The 18,850-nt window shown below is 52.8% G+C and carries 22 protein-coding genes and 1 other annotated feature; of the genes, 1 reads left to right on the top strand and 21 read right to left on the bottom strand.

Features of this window, described 5'->3' with window-relative positions; translation table 11 throughout:
- Window positions 1-12: 12 nt before the first annotated feature.
- From KVT34_RS01135 to KVT34_RS01035, 21 genes are all read right to left on the bottom strand, one after another.
- Window positions 13-1,053 carry an NAD(P)H-dependent glycerol-3-phosphate dehydrogenase gene (locus tag KVT34_RS01135; RefSeq protein ID WP_217556252.1) on the bottom strand — a complete coding sequence of 347 codons (1,041 nt, stop codon included), beginning with the start codon at window positions 1,051-1,053 and terminating at the stop codon, window positions 13-15.
- A gap of 35 nt (window positions 1,054-1,088) precedes the next feature.
- Entirely contained in the window at window positions 1,089-1,685 is a 597-nt protein-coding gene (plsY, locus tag KVT34_RS01130; protein ID WP_217556251.1) for a glycerol-3-phosphate 1-O-acyltransferase PlsY, read from the bottom strand.
- A gap of 12 nt (window positions 1,686-1,697) precedes the next feature.
- A complete protein-coding gene (gene der / locus KVT34_RS01125) occupies window positions 1,698-3,020 on the bottom strand; it encodes a ribosome biogenesis GTPase Der (protein ID WP_042228471.1) in 1,323 nt (440 codons plus the stop codon).
- A 105-nt stretch (window positions 3,021-3,125) separates the two neighbouring features.
- Window positions 3,126-3,308: a capping complex subunit for YIEGIA gene (locus tag KVT34_RS01120; RefSeq protein WP_217556250.1), complete on the bottom strand. Its 183-nt coding sequence runs from the start codon at window positions 3,306-3,308 to the stop codon at window positions 3,126-3,128.
- A 3-nt stretch (window positions 3,309-3,311) separates the two neighbouring features.
- Window positions 3,312-4,220: a YIEGIA family protein gene (locus KVT34_RS01115; protein WP_217557211.1), complete on the bottom strand. Its 909-nt coding sequence runs from the start codon at window positions 4,218-4,220 to the stop codon at window positions 3,312-3,314.
- Window positions 4,217-4,843 (bottom strand): YphA family membrane protein, encoded by a 627-nt coding sequence (locus tag KVT34_RS01110; protein ID WP_217556249.1) that lies wholly within the window; start codon window positions 4,841-4,843, stop codon window positions 4,217-4,219. Before KVT34_RS01110 ends, KVT34_RS01115 begins: the two co-directional genes overlap by 4 nt.
- Window positions 4,844-4,897: 54 nt before the next feature.
- Window positions 4,898-5,953, bottom strand: coding sequence for a type 2 isopentenyl-diphosphate Delta-isomerase (gene fni, locus KVT34_RS01105; RefSeq protein ID WP_217556248.1), 1,056 nt, complete (start codon window positions 5,951-5,953; stop codon window positions 4,898-4,900).
- A gap of 27 nt (window positions 5,954-5,980) precedes the next feature.
- Window positions 5,981-7,237, bottom strand: coding sequence for a 30S ribosomal protein S1 (gene rpsA, locus KVT34_RS01100; RefSeq protein ID WP_217556247.1), 1,257 nt, complete (start codon window positions 7,235-7,237; stop codon window positions 5,981-5,983).
- 105 nt (window positions 7,238-7,342) lie between these two features.
- Complete coding sequence (locus KVT34_RS01095; RefSeq protein ID WP_217556245.1) at window positions 7,343-7,930, bottom strand: lysophospholipid acyltransferase family protein; 588 nt, start codon at window positions 7,928-7,930, stop codon at window positions 7,343-7,345.
- A complete protein-coding gene (cmk, locus tag KVT34_RS01090; RefSeq protein WP_217556244.1) occupies window positions 7,927-8,610 on the bottom strand; it encodes a (d)CMP kinase in 684 nt (227 codons plus the stop codon). Before cmk ends, KVT34_RS01095 begins: the two co-directional genes overlap by 4 nt.
- Window positions 8,611-8,739: 129 nt before the next feature.
- Complete coding sequence (locus tag KVT34_RS01085; protein WP_217556243.1) at window positions 8,740-8,970, bottom strand: hypothetical protein; 231 nt, start codon at window positions 8,968-8,970, stop codon at window positions 8,740-8,742.
- A gap of 68 nt (window positions 8,971-9,038) precedes the next feature.
- A complete protein-coding gene (locus KVT34_RS01080; protein ID WP_042228486.1) occupies window positions 9,039-9,698 on the bottom strand; it encodes a flagellar brake protein in 660 nt (219 codons plus the stop codon).
- Window positions 9,699-9,827: 129 nt separating this feature from the next.
- Window positions 9,828-11,213 carry a germination protein YpeB gene (gene ypeB / locus KVT34_RS01075; protein ID WP_217556242.1) on the bottom strand — a complete coding sequence of 462 codons (1,386 nt, stop codon included), beginning with the start codon at window positions 11,211-11,213 and terminating at the stop codon, window positions 9,828-9,830.
- 134 nt (window positions 11,214-11,347) lie between these two features.
- Complete coding sequence (locus KVT34_RS01070; RefSeq protein WP_164977120.1) at window positions 11,348-11,503, bottom strand: hypothetical protein; 156 nt, start codon at window positions 11,501-11,503, stop codon at window positions 11,348-11,350.
- Between the two features lie 65 nt (window positions 11,504-11,568).
- On the bottom strand, window positions 11,569-12,267 hold the full coding sequence (prsW, locus tag KVT34_RS01065) for a glutamic-type intramembrane protease PrsW (RefSeq protein ID WP_042228491.1): 699 nt from the start codon (window positions 12,265-12,267) through the stop codon (window positions 11,569-11,571).
- 42 nt (window positions 12,268-12,309) lie between these two features.
- Window positions 12,310-13,560: a Glu/Leu/Phe/Val family dehydrogenase gene (locus KVT34_RS01060; protein WP_217556241.1), complete on the bottom strand. Its 1,251-nt coding sequence runs from the start codon at window positions 13,558-13,560 to the stop codon at window positions 12,310-12,312.
- A gap of 188 nt (window positions 13,561-13,748) precedes the next feature.
- Window positions 13,749-14,354 (bottom strand): genetic competence negative regulator, encoded by a 606-nt coding sequence (locus KVT34_RS01055; protein WP_009674407.1) that lies wholly within the window; start codon window positions 14,352-14,354, stop codon window positions 13,749-13,751.
- 250 nt (window positions 14,355-14,604) lie between these two features.
- Window positions 14,605-14,961 carry a hypothetical protein gene (locus KVT34_RS01050; protein WP_217556240.1) on the bottom strand — a complete coding sequence of 119 codons (357 nt, stop codon included), beginning with the start codon at window positions 14,959-14,961 and terminating at the stop codon, window positions 14,605-14,607.
- A 227-nt stretch (window positions 14,962-15,188) separates the two neighbouring features.
- Entirely contained in the window at window positions 15,189-15,419 is a 231-nt protein-coding gene (locus KVT34_RS01045) for a hypothetical protein (protein ID WP_217556239.1), read from the bottom strand.
- 6 nt (window positions 15,420-15,425) lie between these two features.
- Complete coding sequence (locus tag KVT34_RS01040; RefSeq protein WP_217556238.1) at window positions 15,426-16,037, bottom strand: CPBP family intramembrane glutamic endopeptidase; 612 nt, start codon at window positions 16,035-16,037, stop codon at window positions 15,426-15,428.
- Window positions 16,038-16,291: 254 nt separating this feature from the next.
- Complete coding sequence (locus KVT34_RS01035; protein ID WP_217556237.1) at window positions 16,292-16,618, bottom strand: rhodanese-like domain-containing protein; 327 nt, start codon at window positions 16,616-16,618, stop codon at window positions 16,292-16,294.
- A gap of 215 nt (window positions 16,619-16,833) precedes the next feature.
- Window positions 16,834-17,070 (top strand) — a binding site (T-box leader).
- 57 nt (window positions 17,071-17,127) lie between these two features.
- Here KVT34_RS01035 and serA point away from each other — a divergent pair.
- Complete coding sequence (serA, locus tag KVT34_RS01030) at window positions 17,128-18,711, top strand: phosphoglycerate dehydrogenase (protein WP_217556235.1); 1,584 nt, start codon at window positions 17,128-17,130, stop codon at window positions 18,709-18,711.
- The last annotated feature ends 139 nt before the right edge of the window (window positions 18,712-18,850 follow it).

Below are 18,850 nucleotides of genomic sequence, written 5' to 3'. Positions count from 1 at the left end.
GAATGGTGTAGGCTAAAGAATCCATTTATCCGTCTGATTGGCGACCTCTTCGATCTCATGCGTACGGCCGCGGCCCATCAGATCTTCAACCGCCGCCCGCGGAGCTTTCCCTTCGAACAGAACATGGTGAAGCTCGCTTGTGATGGGCATTGTGACGCCGTACTCCTGGGCAAGCGCATAGGCGGACTTCGTCGTTTTGACGCCCTCGACGACCATGCCCATTTTATCGAGAACCTGGTCGAGAGGTTCTCCCTGGCCCAGCAGGTAGCCCGCCTTCCAGTTGCGGCTGTGCGTACTCGTACAAGTGACCACGAGGTCGCCGATACCCGCAAGGCCCGCGAAGGTCATCGGGTTGGCGCCCATCTCCGCCCCAAGGCGTGCGATTTCGGCGAGCCCCCGGGTTAAGAGGGCTGCCTTGGCGTTGTCGCCGAACCGGAGACCGTCGGAGAGACCCGCGCCGAGGGCGATGATATTTTTGAGCGCGCCGCCCACTTCGACTCCCGTTACGTCCGGGTTCGTGTAGACGCGGAAATACGAATTAATGAACAGATCCTGCGCCGCTTCGGCCGCTTCGATCGTCGGCGATGCCACAACGACAGTCGTCGGGCATTCCCGGATCACTTCTTCCGCATGGCTCGGTCCCGACAGAACGACGATGCGTCCCGGGTCGCACTGCGGCAGCTCTTCGGCCAGCACGGTGGTCATCCTTTTCAGCGTGAGCGATTCAAAGCCTTTGGTCGCGTGAATCACGAGCGTGTCCGGGCTCAAAAATTCTCTCACTTGGGACGCCACCTCGCGCATTCCTGCCGAAGGTACCACAAATACGACGGCGTCCTTATTTTCAACCGCTTCGCGAATCGATGTAGTGGCACGGATGCGCGGGGACAGCGCGATGTCCTGCAAATAACGGCTGTTGGTATGTAAGGTATTGATCTCTTCCGCCTGTCCGGCGTTTCTCGTCCAAATCGTTACGTCCAGATCGTTAGCGGCCAGTACGGAGGCAAGAGCCGTTCCCCAGCTCCCCGCTACCAGTACGGATACGTGTTTAGTCATGGCTGTCTCCCTTCTAAGCCGTTTCATCGAGCAGGCTACGCCTTTTTGGAGCCGATCTTATTTTCTCGGCCTTGAACCAGTTTACTGATATTTGTACGGTGCCGCCAAAAAGTAAATACCCCGATTACGATAACGCCCCACAAAATCTCGACCGGTCTTCCCATGCCCCATACGAAAAATGGTAAAAGTGCGGTAAACAGCAGGGAACCCAGCGATACGTAACGGGTGAGAAAAATGGATGCAATGGCGATAACGCCCGCGAAGATCGCGGGTAGAAAGCATAGGGTAGCCGTTACACCGATGGCAGTAGCTACGCCTTTCCCGCCCCGGAAACCGAAAAATACCGGCCAGTTATGGCCGATAATGACGGCGAGCCCGCAAGCGACATGGACCCAGATCAGATCCGGAGCCATCCACTTGCCGATCCAGACAGCCAGGATCGCTTTTACGACATCCAGCACAAGTACCAGGACAGCCGGGCCTTTGCCAAGCACGCGCAGCGTGTTGGTGGCTCCGGCATTTCCGCTTCCGTGCGACCGGATATCAATCCCCTTGACCAATTTCCCAATGATAAAGCTGAAGCTGAGCGAACCCAGCAAATAAGCTGCTACTGCGGGAATGATGTAGATCAAACGAACTCTCCCCTATTCGTCGTCGGATTTTCTTCGCGTGAACAAACGGATCGGGGTTCCCTCAAAACCGAAAGCTCCGCGAATTTTGTTTTCAAGATAGCGCTCGTATGAGAAATGCATCATATCCGGCTCATTCACGAAGAAAACAAAGGTCGGCGGTTTAACGGACACTTGCGTGGCATAGTTAATACGCAGACGCTTGCCCTTGTCGGTCGGAGGAGGATTAAACATGACCGCATCGGAGACCACGTCGTTGAGAACGTGAGTCTGAACGCGCATCGTATGCTGCTCCGCCACCTGGTTGACCATGGGCAGGAGTTTCTGGACACGCTGGGTCGTGCGGGCGGACACATACAGAACCGGCGCGTACGTCATAAACAGGAAGTGATCGCGGATTTTCTGCGTAAACTGGTGCATGGTCTTGTCGTCCTTCTCCACCACGTCCCACTTGTTGACGACGAATATAGCCGCTTTGCCCGCTTCGTGCGCATAGCCGGCAATATGTTTGTCCTGCTCGATAATCCCTTCTTCGCCGTTGATGACCACAAGCACGACGTCTGCGCGCTCAATGGCTTTCATCGCGCGCATTACGCTGTATTTCTCCGTATTCTCATACACTTTGCCGCGTTTGCGCATGCCGGCCGTATCGATTATGACGTATTTCTGATCGTCAAGCTCGAAAGGCGTATCAATCGCATCCCGGGTCGTACCGGCCTGGTCGCTGACAATGACCCGGTCTTCTCCGAGGATGGCGTTTACAAGCGATGACTTGCCGACGTTCGGACGCCCGATCAGCGCGACCTTGATGACTTCCTCGCCGTACTCTTCATCCGCATGATCCGGGAAATGGGCGGCTGCGGCTTCCAGCATATCGCCGATTCCAATCCCGTGCGCGCCGGAAATCCCGATCGGGTCCCCGAAGCCGAGACTGTAAAATTCATAAATTTCATCCTGCCGCTGAATGTTGTCCACCTTGTTGACGGCCAGGACAACGGGCTTGCGGGACCGGAAAAGAAGCTGGGCAACCTCCTGGTCCGCCGAGGTAACGCCCGCTTTGGCATCTACCATGAAAATAATAACGTCCGCTTCTTCAATCGCGAGCTCGGCCTGGACGCGTACGGACTTCATGATCTGGTCTTCGCCTTCGACTTCGATCCCGCCGGTGTCGATGACGCTGAACTCACGGTCCAGCCATTCGCCGATCCCGTACAATCTGTCTCGGGTCACGCCCGGTTTATCTTCAACGATGGCCAGCCGATCGCCGATTATCCGGTTAAATATCGTCGATTTACCGACGTTCGGACGCCCCACAATCGCTAGAATGGGTCTTGCCATTCGGTTCACTCCTTACTGATGGTCACTCAAATTCTCGTTATTGGAAATTTCACATTCTTCATCATAGCAAAAAAGCGCTGGATTGGCTAATGTTTTCAACGGACGCTATCCCTTGTGATCGACAAGGATGAAGGTTCCCGGTTTTAAAACGTGAGCATTTACATCCAGAATTTTCTCCAGGTTAAAAGCGAGTTGCTGGAGTTCCGTTTCATCTTTCGCATAAAAAATAGGAGCTCCGCCATCGACTTTAATGCCTTCCACAACCGCAACCGCTTTGATCGTTGCCACTCTTCACGCCTCCTTGTGGGGACCGGCCGCCGACTCCGTCGGCATGCGGATGGCGCTTTCCAGTACCGGCACCCGTTTGAGTGCGGCGGCCGCCTTTTGTGCGTCCTTCACTTGGGGAAGGACAAAAATACTGAGCGTCCCCGAGTCCAGATGAAGCTTGGCCATCGGCATCAGGGCGGGCTCTCCGGTGTCCCTGTACACGCCGAGGACCGTGGAGATATCATGCAGAATGGCCTGGCGCTGGCCCAGATTCGCCAATGTGACACGGGCGTCGGGATTTTTCGGTACGGCCAGCAGGCCCACCCCCTGCCTCGCGATGAGCTCCCGGTCGCTCTCCAGCCCGACGTTCATGATGTAAATATCGCCGACATACAGATTCGGCCCGTCCAGCCGTACTTCGCTGATCCGGATATCCGCGATGTGGGTCATATTTTTTCCCGTCTTAAAATAAATCGCTACTCCGACTGCAGCCAGCCCGGCAGCCGCCCCCCAATACCAGGCGAAAAGCAGGGTGAACAGCGAAGCCATCATCGAAGTAAAAATCACAAGATAGTTTCGGCCTTCGAAAACCATCGCAATGCCTTCAATGTACGAAACGCCCCGCGGGACAAGCTCCATCTGATCCACCTGCATCAGGCTTTGACGCTCCATATTCCGCACATCGCGGAACTGCTGGGCCGCAACGGTCAAAAAAGTGACAGCCGTGTAATTTTTGTCGAGCAGCGCGGGTACCGCCACCGCACCCAGGCCTGCTGCAATCACTCCCAGCGAAACATGAATGATTTTGCCGTGGGGATAAGTCGGATATTGACGATAATCCGTTCTTAATAAGTAGAGACGCGACGCGATCCCGAAAAACAATCCGACAAAAACCGCGACTGTTTCTTTTTGCGACAGCAAATGCGCAATCATTTCCTCCAACCTCGCTTTCGCTGGATCCATTGCCGGGCGGTTGTCCTGCATCCCGAATATACCGATTCAAGGAAGACGGTCAGCAACCGCGCCGTAAAAAAGGAGAGCCACCATTTGTCCAGAAACGAGGGTGTACCGAGATGAACCGGCATCGTGCCGCCGTGCATACAGGCAAAAGAAAGGTCTCCCGCAATCATGGCTACCGTCAGCGAGACATACTGCTCCGCCGCTCCCCGGTGCATTCCCATTACCAATACCGCAAGGACAACGGCGATATCCCATTCGGGTTTCAGCACAATCATGACGGGATCTACGCTGTACAGCTCCAGCATCAGCAAATGAACGGCACCGAGAAGCAGACCGGTCGCGAACAGATGCCCGCCTTCCCAGAGGCTCTTTTTACGGATACCGATCAGAAGAGCCGCACACAAGGCGACTGGCACGGTGCCGTTGATTTGAGCGCCTTCCATGGAGAAGGTCATCAAAGCGGCAGGCAGCGCGAACATAAAAAAAAGAAGTATGTCACGTCCGGATATACTTCTCATAAAAATTTCCCGCCATCCGCTGAGCAGAAATATGACAGAGATGGCGAGGAGTACGGAAGCAAGATAACCTGGATTCATAGTTTGTCACCCTAGCTCGTTTCGTTACTCCTAGTATGACAAAACATCCCGTTTTTACTCCGCTTCCGTTCTACAGGCATATTCAGTTAAATCAATCCGGCGGGCCCTGCACCATTCCGCGGTCGATCCCGTGATAATCACGGGACGTGTCCACAGCTGCTCGATGCGTACCGCTCCCAGAGCCGTCATCATGAGAATGATGCCGTGATGCAGCTCGTCGATGTGATCGATTAAAGCTTGCGTACCTTTGTTTCGCAAAATTTTAAGCAAGGCTCCGGCCATTCCGGCCGCCGAAGCGCCGAGAACAAGCACCTTGACGATGTCTTCGCTGGTGCGGATGCCTCCCGTCGCCATGACCCGGCCGCGTTCGTAGACTTGCAGAGCTTCGATCAGCGTCACGCTCGTTTTCATGCCCCAGTCGTTCAGCCAATCGAGGGGCAATTTTCGCCGCGCATTCTCTATCGCGGCGAAATTGGTGCCGCCGGAACCGCCGACATCCAAGATTTGTACGCCTGCCGATTTGAGCAGTCTCGCGTTTTCAAGCGGGATGCCGAAACCGACCTCTTTGACGATCAGAGGCACTCCTGTAGCCGCCGCAATACGGCTGACGCGCTCCAGCATGCCGTGAAAGCTGCGGTCGCCTTCAGGCATGATCAGCTCCTGCATGACGTTCAGGTGGATTTGAAGCGCATCCGCCCGAAGCATGTCCACGGCGCGTAACGCCTGCTCTACAGTCGCTTCACTTCCCAAATTGGCAAAGACGAGCCCGTCCGGATTCATTTGCCGCACAATGCGGTAGCTTGATTCCTGCATGGGGTCCCGCAACGCGGACATCTGGGAGCCCACCGCCATGGCCAGTCCCCGTTCCCTGGCCGCCACCGCAAGCTCCCGGTTTATTTCTTCGGTTTCGTGTGCTCCGCCGGTCATCGCATTTACGACAATCGGCGAACTCAAATTGAGTTCGCCGATTGTCGTAAAGAGAGCGACAGACTCGGTGGAAGCGTCTGGCAGGCAGTTAGGCACCAGCTTGACATCCGCCAACCCTTGGTTGCCGGACTGACCCGTCTGGAGCGCAAACTGCACGTGATCCATTTTGCGCGATGAGCGCATCCCGCTTCCTCCTGTTCAAGTCGTCTATTATTTTTTGAATTTGGAGAGCTTGTCGCCGAAGCGCTCGCCGAGCGTCATGGACAGGCCTTGATTGCTCAGGGAAACATTCTCGTTGCCAGCCAGTTCTTTCTGGTGGTTGGAGGATCTTTCCGGTCTGGAAGAGTAGTTGGAAGGCGCGGAAGATGCGGTTTGAGCCGGAGCTTCTTCCGTTTCCTTGATGCTGAGGCTTACGCGCTTCTCAGCCGCGTTAACGTCAAGGACTTTTACCTTAACTTCTTGGCCTTCTTTCAGAACTTCCTGCGGAGTCGCGATGTGACGGTGAGCGATTTGGGAAATATGAACCAGACCTTCAACGCCCGGAGCGATTTCAACAAACGCACCGAAACCTGCAAGACGTTTTACCGTACCGGTAATGATTTCGCCGGTTGTGAAAGTTTTCTCGGCCTTTTCCCAAGGACCTTCTTGAGTTGCTTTCAGGCTCAGGCTCACTTTATCTTTCTCCGGATCTACTTTAAGAACCTGCACGTTTACTTTGTCGCCTTCTTTGACGATTTCGGAAGGATGCTCAACATGGTGCCAAGCCATCTCGGAGATGTGAACCAGGCCGTCGATGCCGCCGATATCCACGAACGCGCCGAATTGAGTCAGGCGCTGTACGGTACCTTCGTATACTTTGCCCACTTCGATTTTGCTGATGATGTCTTTCTTCTGTGCTTCGTATTCTTCATCCAGAACGTCTTTCTGGGAAAGGATCACTTTGTTCTTCTCGCGGTCGATTTCTTTCACTCTCAGGCGCAGAGTGCGGCCCTTGTAGTCGGAGAAATCTTCGACAAAGCTGCGTTCTACCATGGATGCCGGAACGAAGCCGCGCACGCCAACGTCAACAACGAGACCGCCTTTAACCACTTCGGCCACGACAGCTTCGATGATGACTTTCTCGTCCAGTTTCTGCTGCAGGGTTTCCCATGCTTTTTCACTGTCAACAGAGCGCTTGGAAAGAACCAGCTTCTCTTTGTTGTCGTCAATCGTTACGATTTTAAGCTCAATCTCCTGGCCCTCTTGAACGGCTTGATCCGCGTTCTCGATTTGGACGGAAGACAGCTCGCGAAGCGGAATCGTGCCGTCGTACTTGTAACCGATATCTACCATTGCTTGATCCTGCTCGACTTTAATGATTTTGCCTTTGACGATGTCGCCTTTCTTCACAGCTGCGACTTGGCTCATCGCTTCTTGAGCTTCTTGGCTTTCGTTCGTTTGATTTTCGTTTTTGATTTCTTCTGACATGGGATACCCTCCTCGAAAATAAACACACCGACGGTTAATTTTGTATAGGCATCTGCACGACGCACTTGCGCGGCAGGATTTCCTTACAACCGGGTTCGTTTTTAGTTAAGCGACTTCTTTCCGATGTTCCCGGATCAAAGTCTGAATTTCTTGCATGATGTACTCGGTCACCTGCTCGAGATCGGCCGATCCGGCTTCGCTGAACGGGGTCAAATCAAGCGGTTTCCCGTAAATGACCGTCATTCTGCCGAATACCTTGTAATCCCCGATGATTGCGGCGGGTACAACGGCCGCGCCGGATTTCAGGGCAAACATCGCTGCGCCCTTCTTTCCCACACCGGGATTTTTACGGCTTCCTTCCGGAAAGATGCCAAGTACGTTTCCATCCCGAAGCAAGTTCAGCGTTCCCTTGATCGTTTCTTTGCTGACGCCTCCGCGTTTAACCGGGAAGGCGCCAATTTTACTAATTATTAGACCTAAAACCGGAATTTGAAACAGCTCCGCCTTCGCCATAAAATGGACCTTGCGTTTGAGGCGGATGCCGACAAGCGGAGGATCAAGGTTGCTGATATGGTTGGAACAGAGCAGCACGCCACCGTGCTCGGGGATGTTGTCCTTGCCGATCACGCGAATTCGGAACAGCAGGGAATACACTACATTGCAGACTCCCCGCGCGAAATGGTAAAAGCTCATGCTCTTTCACCGCCTGTTCTCATCCGGCACATCTCCAGGATGCTCTCCACCACTTCGGGAATGGTCAGATCTGTACTGTCCAGCATTACAGCGTCGGCCGCTTGTACAAGGGGAGATACTTCCCTGCCTTCATCCAGCATATCGCGGCGGGCAATGTCCTTTTCCATCTCTTCGAGAGTCGTGGCCATTGCCGTGCCCTGAACTTCCTGAAATCTTCTTTCGGCGCGCTTGCGCACGCTCGCGGTCAGGAACACCTTCACTTCCGCATCGGGAAGCACGTGTGTGCCGATATCCCGGCCGTCCATCACGATGCCTTTGGAAGCGGCCATCTGCTTCTGCTTGTCTACCAGAAGCTTCCTCACTTCCGCAATGGCGGCGATTTGTGAAACCTGGTCCGTGACAAGTTTGGTACGGATATCGGAAGATACATCCCGGCCGTCTACAAACACCAGCTGTCCGTCCGGTCCCGGTACGAGTTCGATCTTCATGCCGGCAGCGGTTTTTGCGACAGCCTCCGTGTCCAGAGGGTTAACCCCGTCCTGCAGCACCTTCCAGGTGACCGCCCGATACATCGCTCCCGTGTCCACATAGACAAAACCAAGCTCGCCTGCGACCTTGCGGGCTATGGTGCTTTTGCCTGCACCGGCTGGCCCATCTATCGCGATATTAAATTTAGTCAAAACAAAGGCTCCTCCTAACAAAACCTTACGAACAAAAAAGCAGGCGCAGCCTGCTAACGCTGTAAATTATACCATAGCCGGAAGACAGATGCAAAAGTCTGCGGCCTTCCTGAATTTGCCGGAAAGCGGCTATTCCTCCTCGTGCCGTACGTACGGCACTCCCTCCAGAGGATCGACCCGGGTCATTTCTTTTCGCACAGCCGGAAATTGGAGAAGGAGCTGGCTGATCAGCAAACCGCCCAACAGAACATATAGACATCTTAAGAGTATTTTCTCGACCCGCTCGGAAAATTCAACGAACAGCAGTTCGTAACGTTCATAAGTTAATGGGCGTTGCTGCCCGGACCTCCGGATTTTCACTGATATCCTCCCGCAAACGAGCCTTGTTTGGAATGCAGTGTTTCCCGAACGGGCCGATTTTATGTAAGCTACTTTTTGCGGAAATCGAATTGTTTCTCGAAGCAGTACTGAATCAGCTTCTGACGGTCGCGGTCCGTAATTTCGCTGAACTGCAGCATGACGATTTTGCGTCCCGTTTCCAGCGTTTTAACCCGGACGACCTCCGCTTTGAAAGGCAGATGCTCCAAGGTCCCGTTCTTGTAAGTCACAAGAAGCCAGCAGTTCACCTGAGTGACGTTGTCCGGAAATTCGCTGTCCTTGCAGGTGAAGGAAACCCCGCCCCCTCCGACGTCTTCCGTCAACGCTACGATAGGAACGGTTTCGCCGGCCTGTACGGAAATTTCCAGCTCGGCGGGAATCCGCAGAAAGCTCCTGCGCTGGATTTTCGTAATCGAGGCCGGATCGGGCATCGCAAGCGCGACCAGCCGGATTCCTTCTTCCTTGAAGCCGATGACCGAGGTCTGGAAATAATTTTTTACGCCTCCGTCCGTCACAAAAAAGGCGCTTACTTCGTCCCCCGTGTACAGCCGTTTCAAACGGCCCGTCCGCTCGTTCATAGGGGTTTCGATCCATAGACGGTCCGGGAGCACATCCGAAATTCTCGCTTTGTATTCTTGTTTCGCTTCTTCCTCGTCAATCGTATTGACATGAAGATGCAGCAGCTGGTTGATTTTCATAAGCTGAGCCACGGTAACCTCATCCTTTTTTCGGTTGAATCCTTCTTGTTTCTACTTGATTATAGCATGCCGCCACAATTTAGGAAGACACAAAAAAGCGGCCACGGGTTTCCCCAGAGCCGCTTATTAGAAAGGATTCCGTCAAGTTCCCTGCGTGACAGGCTGCTGCTTGGCCTGCTCGGCGTCTTCCTTGCGAATCGTTTCCACCTTTTCTTCCGTACCGTCTTCACCGTTGACATAAATCCGGTACGTTTGACCGTTCAGACTCCCGATAAATTCATGGCAAAGCACTTCCTGATTCAGATCGTTGACGATAAGCGCCTTGGTGTGACGGGTCACTTTCAACTGAGGGCTCAGGTGGCTTCGCGCCTCTTCTTTGGAAAGCTTCGGCTCTTGGTCGATATTTTTGTGATTCCGGTTGGCAAACACGAAATCCGTGCCCTGGAGCCCGAGAATCTGACCGTCGTCCAGAGCGACGTTTACGACAAGCTTCTCCGGATAAATAACGGTATCCTTTTCCTGCTTGGCGAACGTCATATTGCAGATGTTCGAGTGACGGTCGAAGCTGACCGCAGTCATATTTTTATAACCGTGTCGCTCCAGAAACTGGGCCGCCGCAGCACGCGTTTGCTCGACTTGAAGTTTGGTCGACTTCACATCGCGGGGATTCATGAAGTAGATCAGATGCCCGCCTTTTTTCGTAAAGTCCATCGTGATATCGGTTCCGTTCTTACCGGGCAGGGTACACGTATACGATTCGTACTCGACCGCGCCGTTGCCGTTTTTAACCACATGAAAGATGGTCGGGTTGTTTACTCCAAGGAATGCCGCCGCTTTCTTACGGACCTCCTGTTCGTCGATCTCGGGACCGTCCAGCATTTGGGCCGTGTATTTCGACTGTGTCGACATGGTGAAGGGGCCTTCTTTCAAGTCGTTGTACGACCCGACTTTTTTGTCCACCGTTTTGAAACCGTCGATAATCGTATTGTCGTTCGGTTCCTTGTTGGCTCCGAGCGCCAGGTCCACGTCCATCCAACGAAGGTTATTGGCGATAACCTTCTCCTGGACTCCTCGCAAATCCCCCGTAATCTCCTTGGAATGCTGATACAGGGTGCTCAGCGTTTTTAATTCACCGTCCGTCAAAGGCTTTTTCGTCAAGTCCCGCGTCGAGGTCTGGTAACTGAACTTCGATACGTTAGCCAGGAACTCTTCCGTTTTGTTAAAAGGAAGCAGGCCCAGCGGCAGCTGGTTCACTTCGTTCTGCGCCTGGCTGGTCAACCTCCAGACATTCACCAGACCTTTACGGTAGGTGTCATTCGAGGTGGAATTGATCGCCAGCGTATTGCCCAGCTCCGTATGTAGCTTCTCGATATGGTAGGACAAATCGTGAAAAGCACGCTGATACTGGTTCTCCGCCTTAATGGAGACTTGATTTTTCTGTTTTTGCTGAGAATACCCCCAAACCCCCGTACCGACCAATGCCGCAGCGCAGACTGGAAATAAAACCATACTCATTCTTCTGTACATGCTTGTAAGCTCCTTTCTTAGGCGATATTGCCGTTATTGTCTGCCTTCGAAACGAAGTTTATACAGCAAAAAAAGCCTGCACGCCATGCGCAGACTTTCTTGCTCTTCTTACTTAGATTCGGTTGGATTACTCTTCAATCTTCCGTTTCAACCTCTAAATCGTGCTCGTTGTCGCAGATGCAGCGTTTAAAGCCGGTTTCGATTTTGCCTTTGTCTCGGCGCCCCTTCAGGATAAATCGTTCTCCGCACTGTCTGCAGCGGATCGTAACTTTCACCCGGTTCACGGTCATGTGTTCACCTTCCGCGCCTTTGCTCGCGCATCAAATAAGTGTTCTCACAACCAGTATGGTCACCGTTATCCGATTTTAAACTCCTCTTCACCGCGGACGACGCGAAGCGGAGAACGATCGTTGGCACGGTCCACTTTCCAGAGCGTACGAATCCAGAGAAGCGTCATAAAAGGCAGCATGAACCAGATCCAGTTATTCGCCGCCACCAGCAAAATGTAATCAAACGCCCCGTGCCATAAAATAGGCAGAAACAGAGAAGCTAGCAAATACTTGCGCTCCTGGGAACGCATAAACTTGGCTTTGCCGAGATAGTAGCCCATCATAACGCCGAAAAGCGCATGTCCCGAAACGGGAAGAAGGGCGCGCATGAGCAGCGAAGACATGCTGATCCCATTGGCGAACGCATAGAGAATATTCTCCAATGTGGCGAACCCAAGGCTGACGGCCACGGCGTAAACGATCCCGTCGTACGGCTCGTCGAAAGAATCGTGACGGTATATCAAATGGTATACGACGAACCATTTCAAGAACTCTTCCAACCCGCCGGAGATGAAAAAAGCAAAGGTAAAATGATTATCCCCGCCGATCTCCTGCATAAACGAATTCTGAAGCACCATGGCCGGAATAACGAGTAAAACTCCGCACAAAAACAGCTTGCCAACCAGATGGATCGGCTCCGTTTCATAACGGTCCTTCAAATAAAAATAAGCAAGAAGGGAGATTCCGGGAGCAACCGCCGCCATTAGAACGGAAAACACGTTCATCCCATTTCCCCCTTTCCGATCCGGTGAACGATTCCGTCCTTCTTATACCCAACCACGGAAACGGGCGGCTTCCGCCATTTTGCGTACGCCGGTCATATAGGCCGCCAGACGCATATCGATTCCGCGTGTTTTATGAATAGTATAGACATTTTCGAAGCCTTTTTCCATCACTTCTTGAAGTTTGGAATGAACTTCTTCTTCCGTCCAGTAATATCCTTGGTTATTTTGTACCCACTCGAAATAGGACACAACAACACCGCCGGCACTAGCCAGGACGTCCGGAACGAGCAGCACGCCGCGCTCCGTCAAAATTTTGGTCGCTTCCAGCGTAGTCGGTCCGTTCGCCGCTTCGACCACGATACCCGCTTTAATGCGATGAGCATTCTCTTGCGTGATCTGGTTCTCGATTGCGGCCGGCACCAGAATATCACAATCCTGCTCCAGAATTTCGGTGCTAGGCATTACGTTCGGGAATAAGTTCGTCACGGTTCCAAAGGAATCGCGGCGGTCGAGCAGGTATTCGATGTCGAGCCCTTCCGGATTGTACAAGGCCCCGTTCACATCGGCGATCCCGACCACTTTGGCCCCGGCTTCGTGCATAAACTTGGACAAGTAGCTTCCCGCGTTGCCGAATCCCTGAACGATGACACGAGCGCCTTGAAGCGGAATGCCGCGCTTCTCCAGCGCTTTGTTGATCATGATCGTAACGCCTTTGGCCGTCGCCGTCTCGCGTCCGTGAGAACCCCCCAGCACAATCGGCTTACCCGTGATGAATCCCGGGGAATCGAACTCGCGGATGCGGCTGTACTCGTCCAGCATCCAGGCCATGATCTGGGAGTTCGTCATGACGTCCGGCGCCGGAATGTCCTTGTTCGGACCAACCAATTGGCTGATCGCCCTTACGTATCCGCGGCTGAGCACTTCCAGCTCACGGAAAGACATGCTCCGCGGATCGCAGATGATGCCGCCTTTGCCACCGCCGTAAGGAAGATCCACGATGCCGCACTTCAAGCTCATCCAGATGGAGAGAGCTTTCACTTCGTCTTCGGTCACGCCGGGATGGAAACGGACTCCGCCCTTCGTAGGACCGACCGCATCGTTATGCTGGGCGCGATAGCCTGTGAATACCTTGACTTTGCCGTCGTCCATCCGGATCGGAATCCGAACCGTCAGCACGCGGAGCGGCTCCTTGAGAAGCTCGTACATTTCGTCGGAATATCCGAGTTTCTTCAGGGCATCTTCAATAATCGTTTGAGTAGATTCCAGTACGTTTAAGTTTTCGGTGTTAGCCATGTTGACCACCTCGTTTATGTATTATAACGCAATGAAAATAAAGCATCCTGCAAAAACATTTGTTTTTGGAGAATGCTTTATGAAGCAGGTGCCGCCTATATCTTGTCCGGCATGCAGCCACCCGGAGCCGTGCACATTCGGGCAAGGTCGGGAATGGTCCACGCCGGTAGTTGGAGTGTAGGGCATAATCATGCGAAATGCCGGCATAGTTCCTGGACCGCATTAGCTTCAATTACAGCTTTTCCATACTCTTCGAGTACAGCCTTCGTCACGTTGGTCGCATCTCCGTACTCGGATAGAACGGCGATGAGCGTCTGGAACTTGCCTTCCGGCAGTTCAGTCGGTTCGAGCTGAAGGATCCATTTGTTTTTATACGTATAAAGCGCTCCACCATCCGTTAGCATCGGATTGACGACTTTTGAAGCACGAAGCAAATCTTCGAAATCGCGGAAGGCGTAAGAAACGATGTCGCTTTGTTCAAGCGTCACTTCCATCTCGTACACTTCTTCGTCATCATGGTCATCCAGCAAATCGGCTTGCAAGGACAAATCCATGCTGCCCCTGGTCACAATGACGACCATTCCTTGGGCAGGGAGCGCAAAAACTTCTACAGCCAAAGGTCCTGCAGGTTCGAAACCCAATTCGGAATAGGCCTGATCCATCATGTCGCTGAAAAGATCGTGAACTTTGGGGATTTCCCTCCACATGTCGTCTTTCTGGATGCCCCGTTCCGTCAAATCATCGAATGTAAGGAAAATCCGTATTTTGTCCGGGCTTAAACGTTCGATTTTCATGACAGGATCCTCCTTTCCATGACACCTCTGTTTGAATGGTTATAAACAAAATATGCCGGTTTGAAAACCATGGTGTGTGTGCTTGCGGAAACAAGCACGCTTATGGGTGCCACCTAGTATTAGTATACCATGTTAAAGCCAAAATGTTAGCTATACGGCAAAAATTTAAAGGCACCTTTTCTGCGGAATGCAGAAGAGGTGCCTTTCGGTCTTTCACGCTCCCCGCGGAGCGGTCAGCGCAGCTTTATACTCAGTGAGTGGCCGAGGAAGACGCGGCGTTTTTCACCAGTATTTCGTCTACAGCCGCTTTTACCTGCGAATCTTTGGCGATCAGGTTTTCCAGCGCTTCCTTGCCGTCCGAAGAATGAGATCCGCCGGATTCGTGAGAAGAACTGGAGCTCTGATGCGACTGATGCTTGGAGCTTGCCTTGTGGCCGGAACCCGAAACGAAATTTTTCGTCTGGCCGATTACATCGTTCAATGAGCTGCCGATTCCGCTGCCTTCCGAACTGAACATTGCGGACCGCATGTTTCTTATCCGCTTGCCGGCATACATAGCAAGTGCGGCGCCCGCGACGCTTCCGATAAGGAAACTGCCTAAATTCATCCCGTATCCCTCCAAGTTTTTTAGAATGTATGAGGCTTAATTAGGTTGCGTCCGATGGGCGGGGGCCATTCGCCCGCAAAGTGGGAATAGGAGGGAGTCGGACTTCAGGCAATCAGCCGCCTGATAAGACAACAAAAAGCCCGACCGACCTTGAGGCAAGACGGCTAATAAACGCCGCGCCTCTTCAAGGTCTGTCAGGCATCCGGAGTGCGACCGGATTTGACTTATCAAGCTCCGGATGTATATCGGATTCCCCACCAGCCGAGCCCCATGACGAGAAGAATGAACAAAAACAGAAGCAATCGGTAAAACCAGCGTGTAACTTTAGCCCGTTCGGACGGATGTACCGAGCTTCTCGGAGGCAGGTAGTGGCTTTCTTCTTCATTTTCATGGACTAAATCGCTTTCTGCGAGTATCGGCTGTTCGTACTCTATCCCCTGTGTCTTGTTGCCTTCCATGCCGGATTACTCCTCCTTGCCGTAACGTAAGATGCAGCCCGAAATAAAATCAATCATAAAATGGGCGAAAATAGCTGTCCACAAGGACCCCGTATGGATAAAAATCCAGCCGATCCCGTAAGAAATGCTAAAAACAAGACCCGTCATCAGCCAGTGCTGGAGATAACGGATATGAATGGCCGCAAAAACAATGCTTGTCCAGTATGGACCCAGGTAATGCTGAAGGCCCGCGCGGAACAGGAGTTCTTCGCATATCGAAACCAGTATGCAGATGAGCGCGATATGCCAAAGCGGACGCCTGCCGAAGATACGCTTGTTCACTCCCCCGTCGTCCGTAACTTCCTCGGGGACATATTTGGACACGATCAGATCCGCGGCCAGCACTGCCAGTGCGATACCGCCTCCCCAGAGAACGATGGACCAGCCCGGCGCAAAGCTGAAAAGACTCCGCCAATCCGCTCCTTGAACGAACAGCATAATAACGCCGATCACCAGCAAAATCGCCTGGGTTCCATATAAGTTAATAAGCAGCATCCGGTCATTAAGGTCATCGACCCGGATGTCCGTCTTAATGCGGATATTTTTCAGCTCTTTCCATTTCCAGTTCCATTTTCTCATGATGGTCCTTCCCAGGGACTTCCCCTATTATCCGGTATTATTTATCTATGATGCCGAGTCACGATACCATCATCTTCATCCTTATTAACATACCATGAATCTCACATAGAGGAAATCTTGTCCTTCTTAATAGAACGGATAAGTCCCGCAAAAGGTTCCGCCCCGAACATAAAAAAGCGCCTATCCATAACGGATGGCGCTTCACTTCACTCAGCTGGGCCGTCACGCCTCTTTAAGACATGACGATTCGACTCCTAATCGTAGGCAAAACCGCGCAGCATCGCCAAAGCCGCCATGCCGCCTTCGACATTGACCAGCTGGTCCGGATCGAAGCCGTTTCTCTCCAGATAACCGCAAACCATCTCGCTGCGCACACCATGCGCGCACACAACATAGAGGTCGGCGTCACCGGCCAGTTCATCCAACCGCTCCGGAATGGTATTCATGGGAATGAGTTCCGGTTCATCCAGATGGTAGTAGTCCCATTCGTACGGCTCGCGGACATCCACGATTTTTATCTTTTTAACCATCTCCGGTTTGTCCAGCAGCTCAAGGAATTTTTCGGGCGCAAGATGTTTCATGCAGGCTTCTCCTTTTTTTACATGCGCTTACATGTGGAAAATTTTCGTAATAACTGAAGAATAGCGAATATTACATCCGAATACAAGAGGAATAGTACGGATTTATCACTCTATTTGGCGTTTCGTTTGTTAAAACGGCATGAATATTCGGGTAACCCTATTGACACGTTGCCGGGGCCATGTTACATTAAGTGAAACTTAACGACATATACCACATTAAAGCGTTGACGGAGACACGTATGTATGGACAGCCTTTCAGAGAGCCGATGGTTGGTGGGAATCGGCAGGACGCATGCTTACTAAGCACTCCGGAGCATTGAACCGAAGCGAAAGCCGCAGGCTCAATCGGCAGAACCCGTTATCGTTCAGGTCCCGACAGGGACCAATAAGGCCTTGCGTGAGAACGCCGGGTGAAGTAGGGTGGCACCGCGAAGATAACTTTCGTCCCTTCATACGGGTTACGTATGAGGTTCGGGAGTTTTTTTATTTCCCAAGAGGAGGCTATATACATGTTTAAAGTACTTGTATCGGATCCGATCAGCGATATGGGGATCCAAATGCTCTACGACGCAAGCGATGTTGAGGTAGACAAGAAACCGGGATTAAGCGAAGACGAGCTTGTTGCGATCATCGGCGAATACGATGCCCTTCTCGTGCGCAGCCAGACTAAGGTTACGCCGCGCATCATGGAAGCCGCGCCTAAACTCAAAGTCATCGGCCGCGCCGGTGTCGGCGTCGACAACATCGACCTCCAAGCGGCAACCAAGCACGGCATCGTAGTGATCAACGCGCCGGACGGCAACACGATTGCAACCTGCGAGCATACTTTCGCGATGATGATGTCGGTAGCCCGCTCCATTCCGCAAGCCTACAAAAAGACGGTCAGCGGTGAATGGGACCGCAAATCGTTCGTCGGCGTCGAGCTGCGAAACAAAACGCTCGGCATCATCGGAATGGGACGCATCGGAAGCGAAGTCGCCAAGCGCGCCAAAGTGTTCGGCATGAAAGTCATCGGCTACGATCCGTTCCTAACGGAAGACAGAGCGGAGAAAATCGGCGTTAAGCTCGGAACGGTCAACGATATCGCGGCCGCCGCCGACTTTATTACCGTCCATACGCCGCTGACGAATGAAACGCGCCATATCGTAGGCCCGGCTCAATTCGCCATCATGAAAAAAGGCGTTCGGATCATCAACTGCGCACGCGGCGGAATCATTGACGAGAACGCCCTCGTAGCCGCGATCGAAAACGGCACTGTTGCCGGAGCCGCTTTTGACGTGTTCGAGCAGGAGCCTCCTCAGGCAAGCCACCCGTTCCTGAACAACCCGAGCATTATCGTCACGCCGCACTTGGGCGCATCGACCGTTGAAGCTCAGGAGAACGTAGCCATTGACGTATCGGAAGAGCTCCTTCATATTCTGCGCAACGAACCTTTCAAAAATGCCGTGAATATGCCGCCTGTGCCGGCTACCGTGATGAGCAAACTGCAGCCTTACTTCAACCTCGGGGAAAAGCTCGGTCTTATCGCCGGTCAGCTGACCGAAGGACCTGTCAATGAAATCGTCGTCAGTTACTCCGGCGATCTCGCCGACGTGGACACGAATCCGTTGACCCGTTATATCGTTAAAGGCGTTTTCACGCAGCATCTTGAAGGCATCAATCTCGTGAACGCCATGCATATGGCCAAATCCCGTGATATCAATGTCACGACGCAGCAATCGTCCACAACCGGAACGTTCACCAACCTCGTGACGATTACCGTTAAATCCAAACAAGGCGACCGCACACTGGCGGGTACGCTGCTGGCCGGTTACGGCGAGCGCATCGTCCGCATCGATCAATACCCGGTGGACTTTGCGCCGGAAGGCTCGCTTCTTCTCATCTCGCATAACGACAAACCCGGCATTATCGGCAGCGTAGGTACGCTGCTCGGAAGCAATGACGTGAACATTGCGACCATGCAGGTAGGCCGTACGGTCGTCGGCGGATCGGCGATCATGGTTCTGACCATCGATAAAACCGCTCCTAAAGAAGTTATTGCCGAGCTGGAAAAACAGCCGGAAATCGTCAACGTTCGTCAACTGGGCATTTAAGCACTTCTCAGCCGATTTATACCGGGCCGGCGCTTGTAACATCCCGTTACGGCGGCGGCCCTTTCTTATCCGGCCTGCAATATGTTTCACGAACAACAAGATTTAGTTCGTTTTTTCAACAAAAAAGGCGGAAAGCAGC

It is taken from the genome of Paenibacillus sp. GbtcB18 (assembly GCF_019091125.1).
Lineage (GTDB): Bacteria > Bacillota > Bacilli > Paenibacillales > NBRC-103111 > Paenibacillus_F > Paenibacillus_F chitinolyticus.
This window is presented reverse-complemented; position numbering and strand designations above follow the sequence as displayed.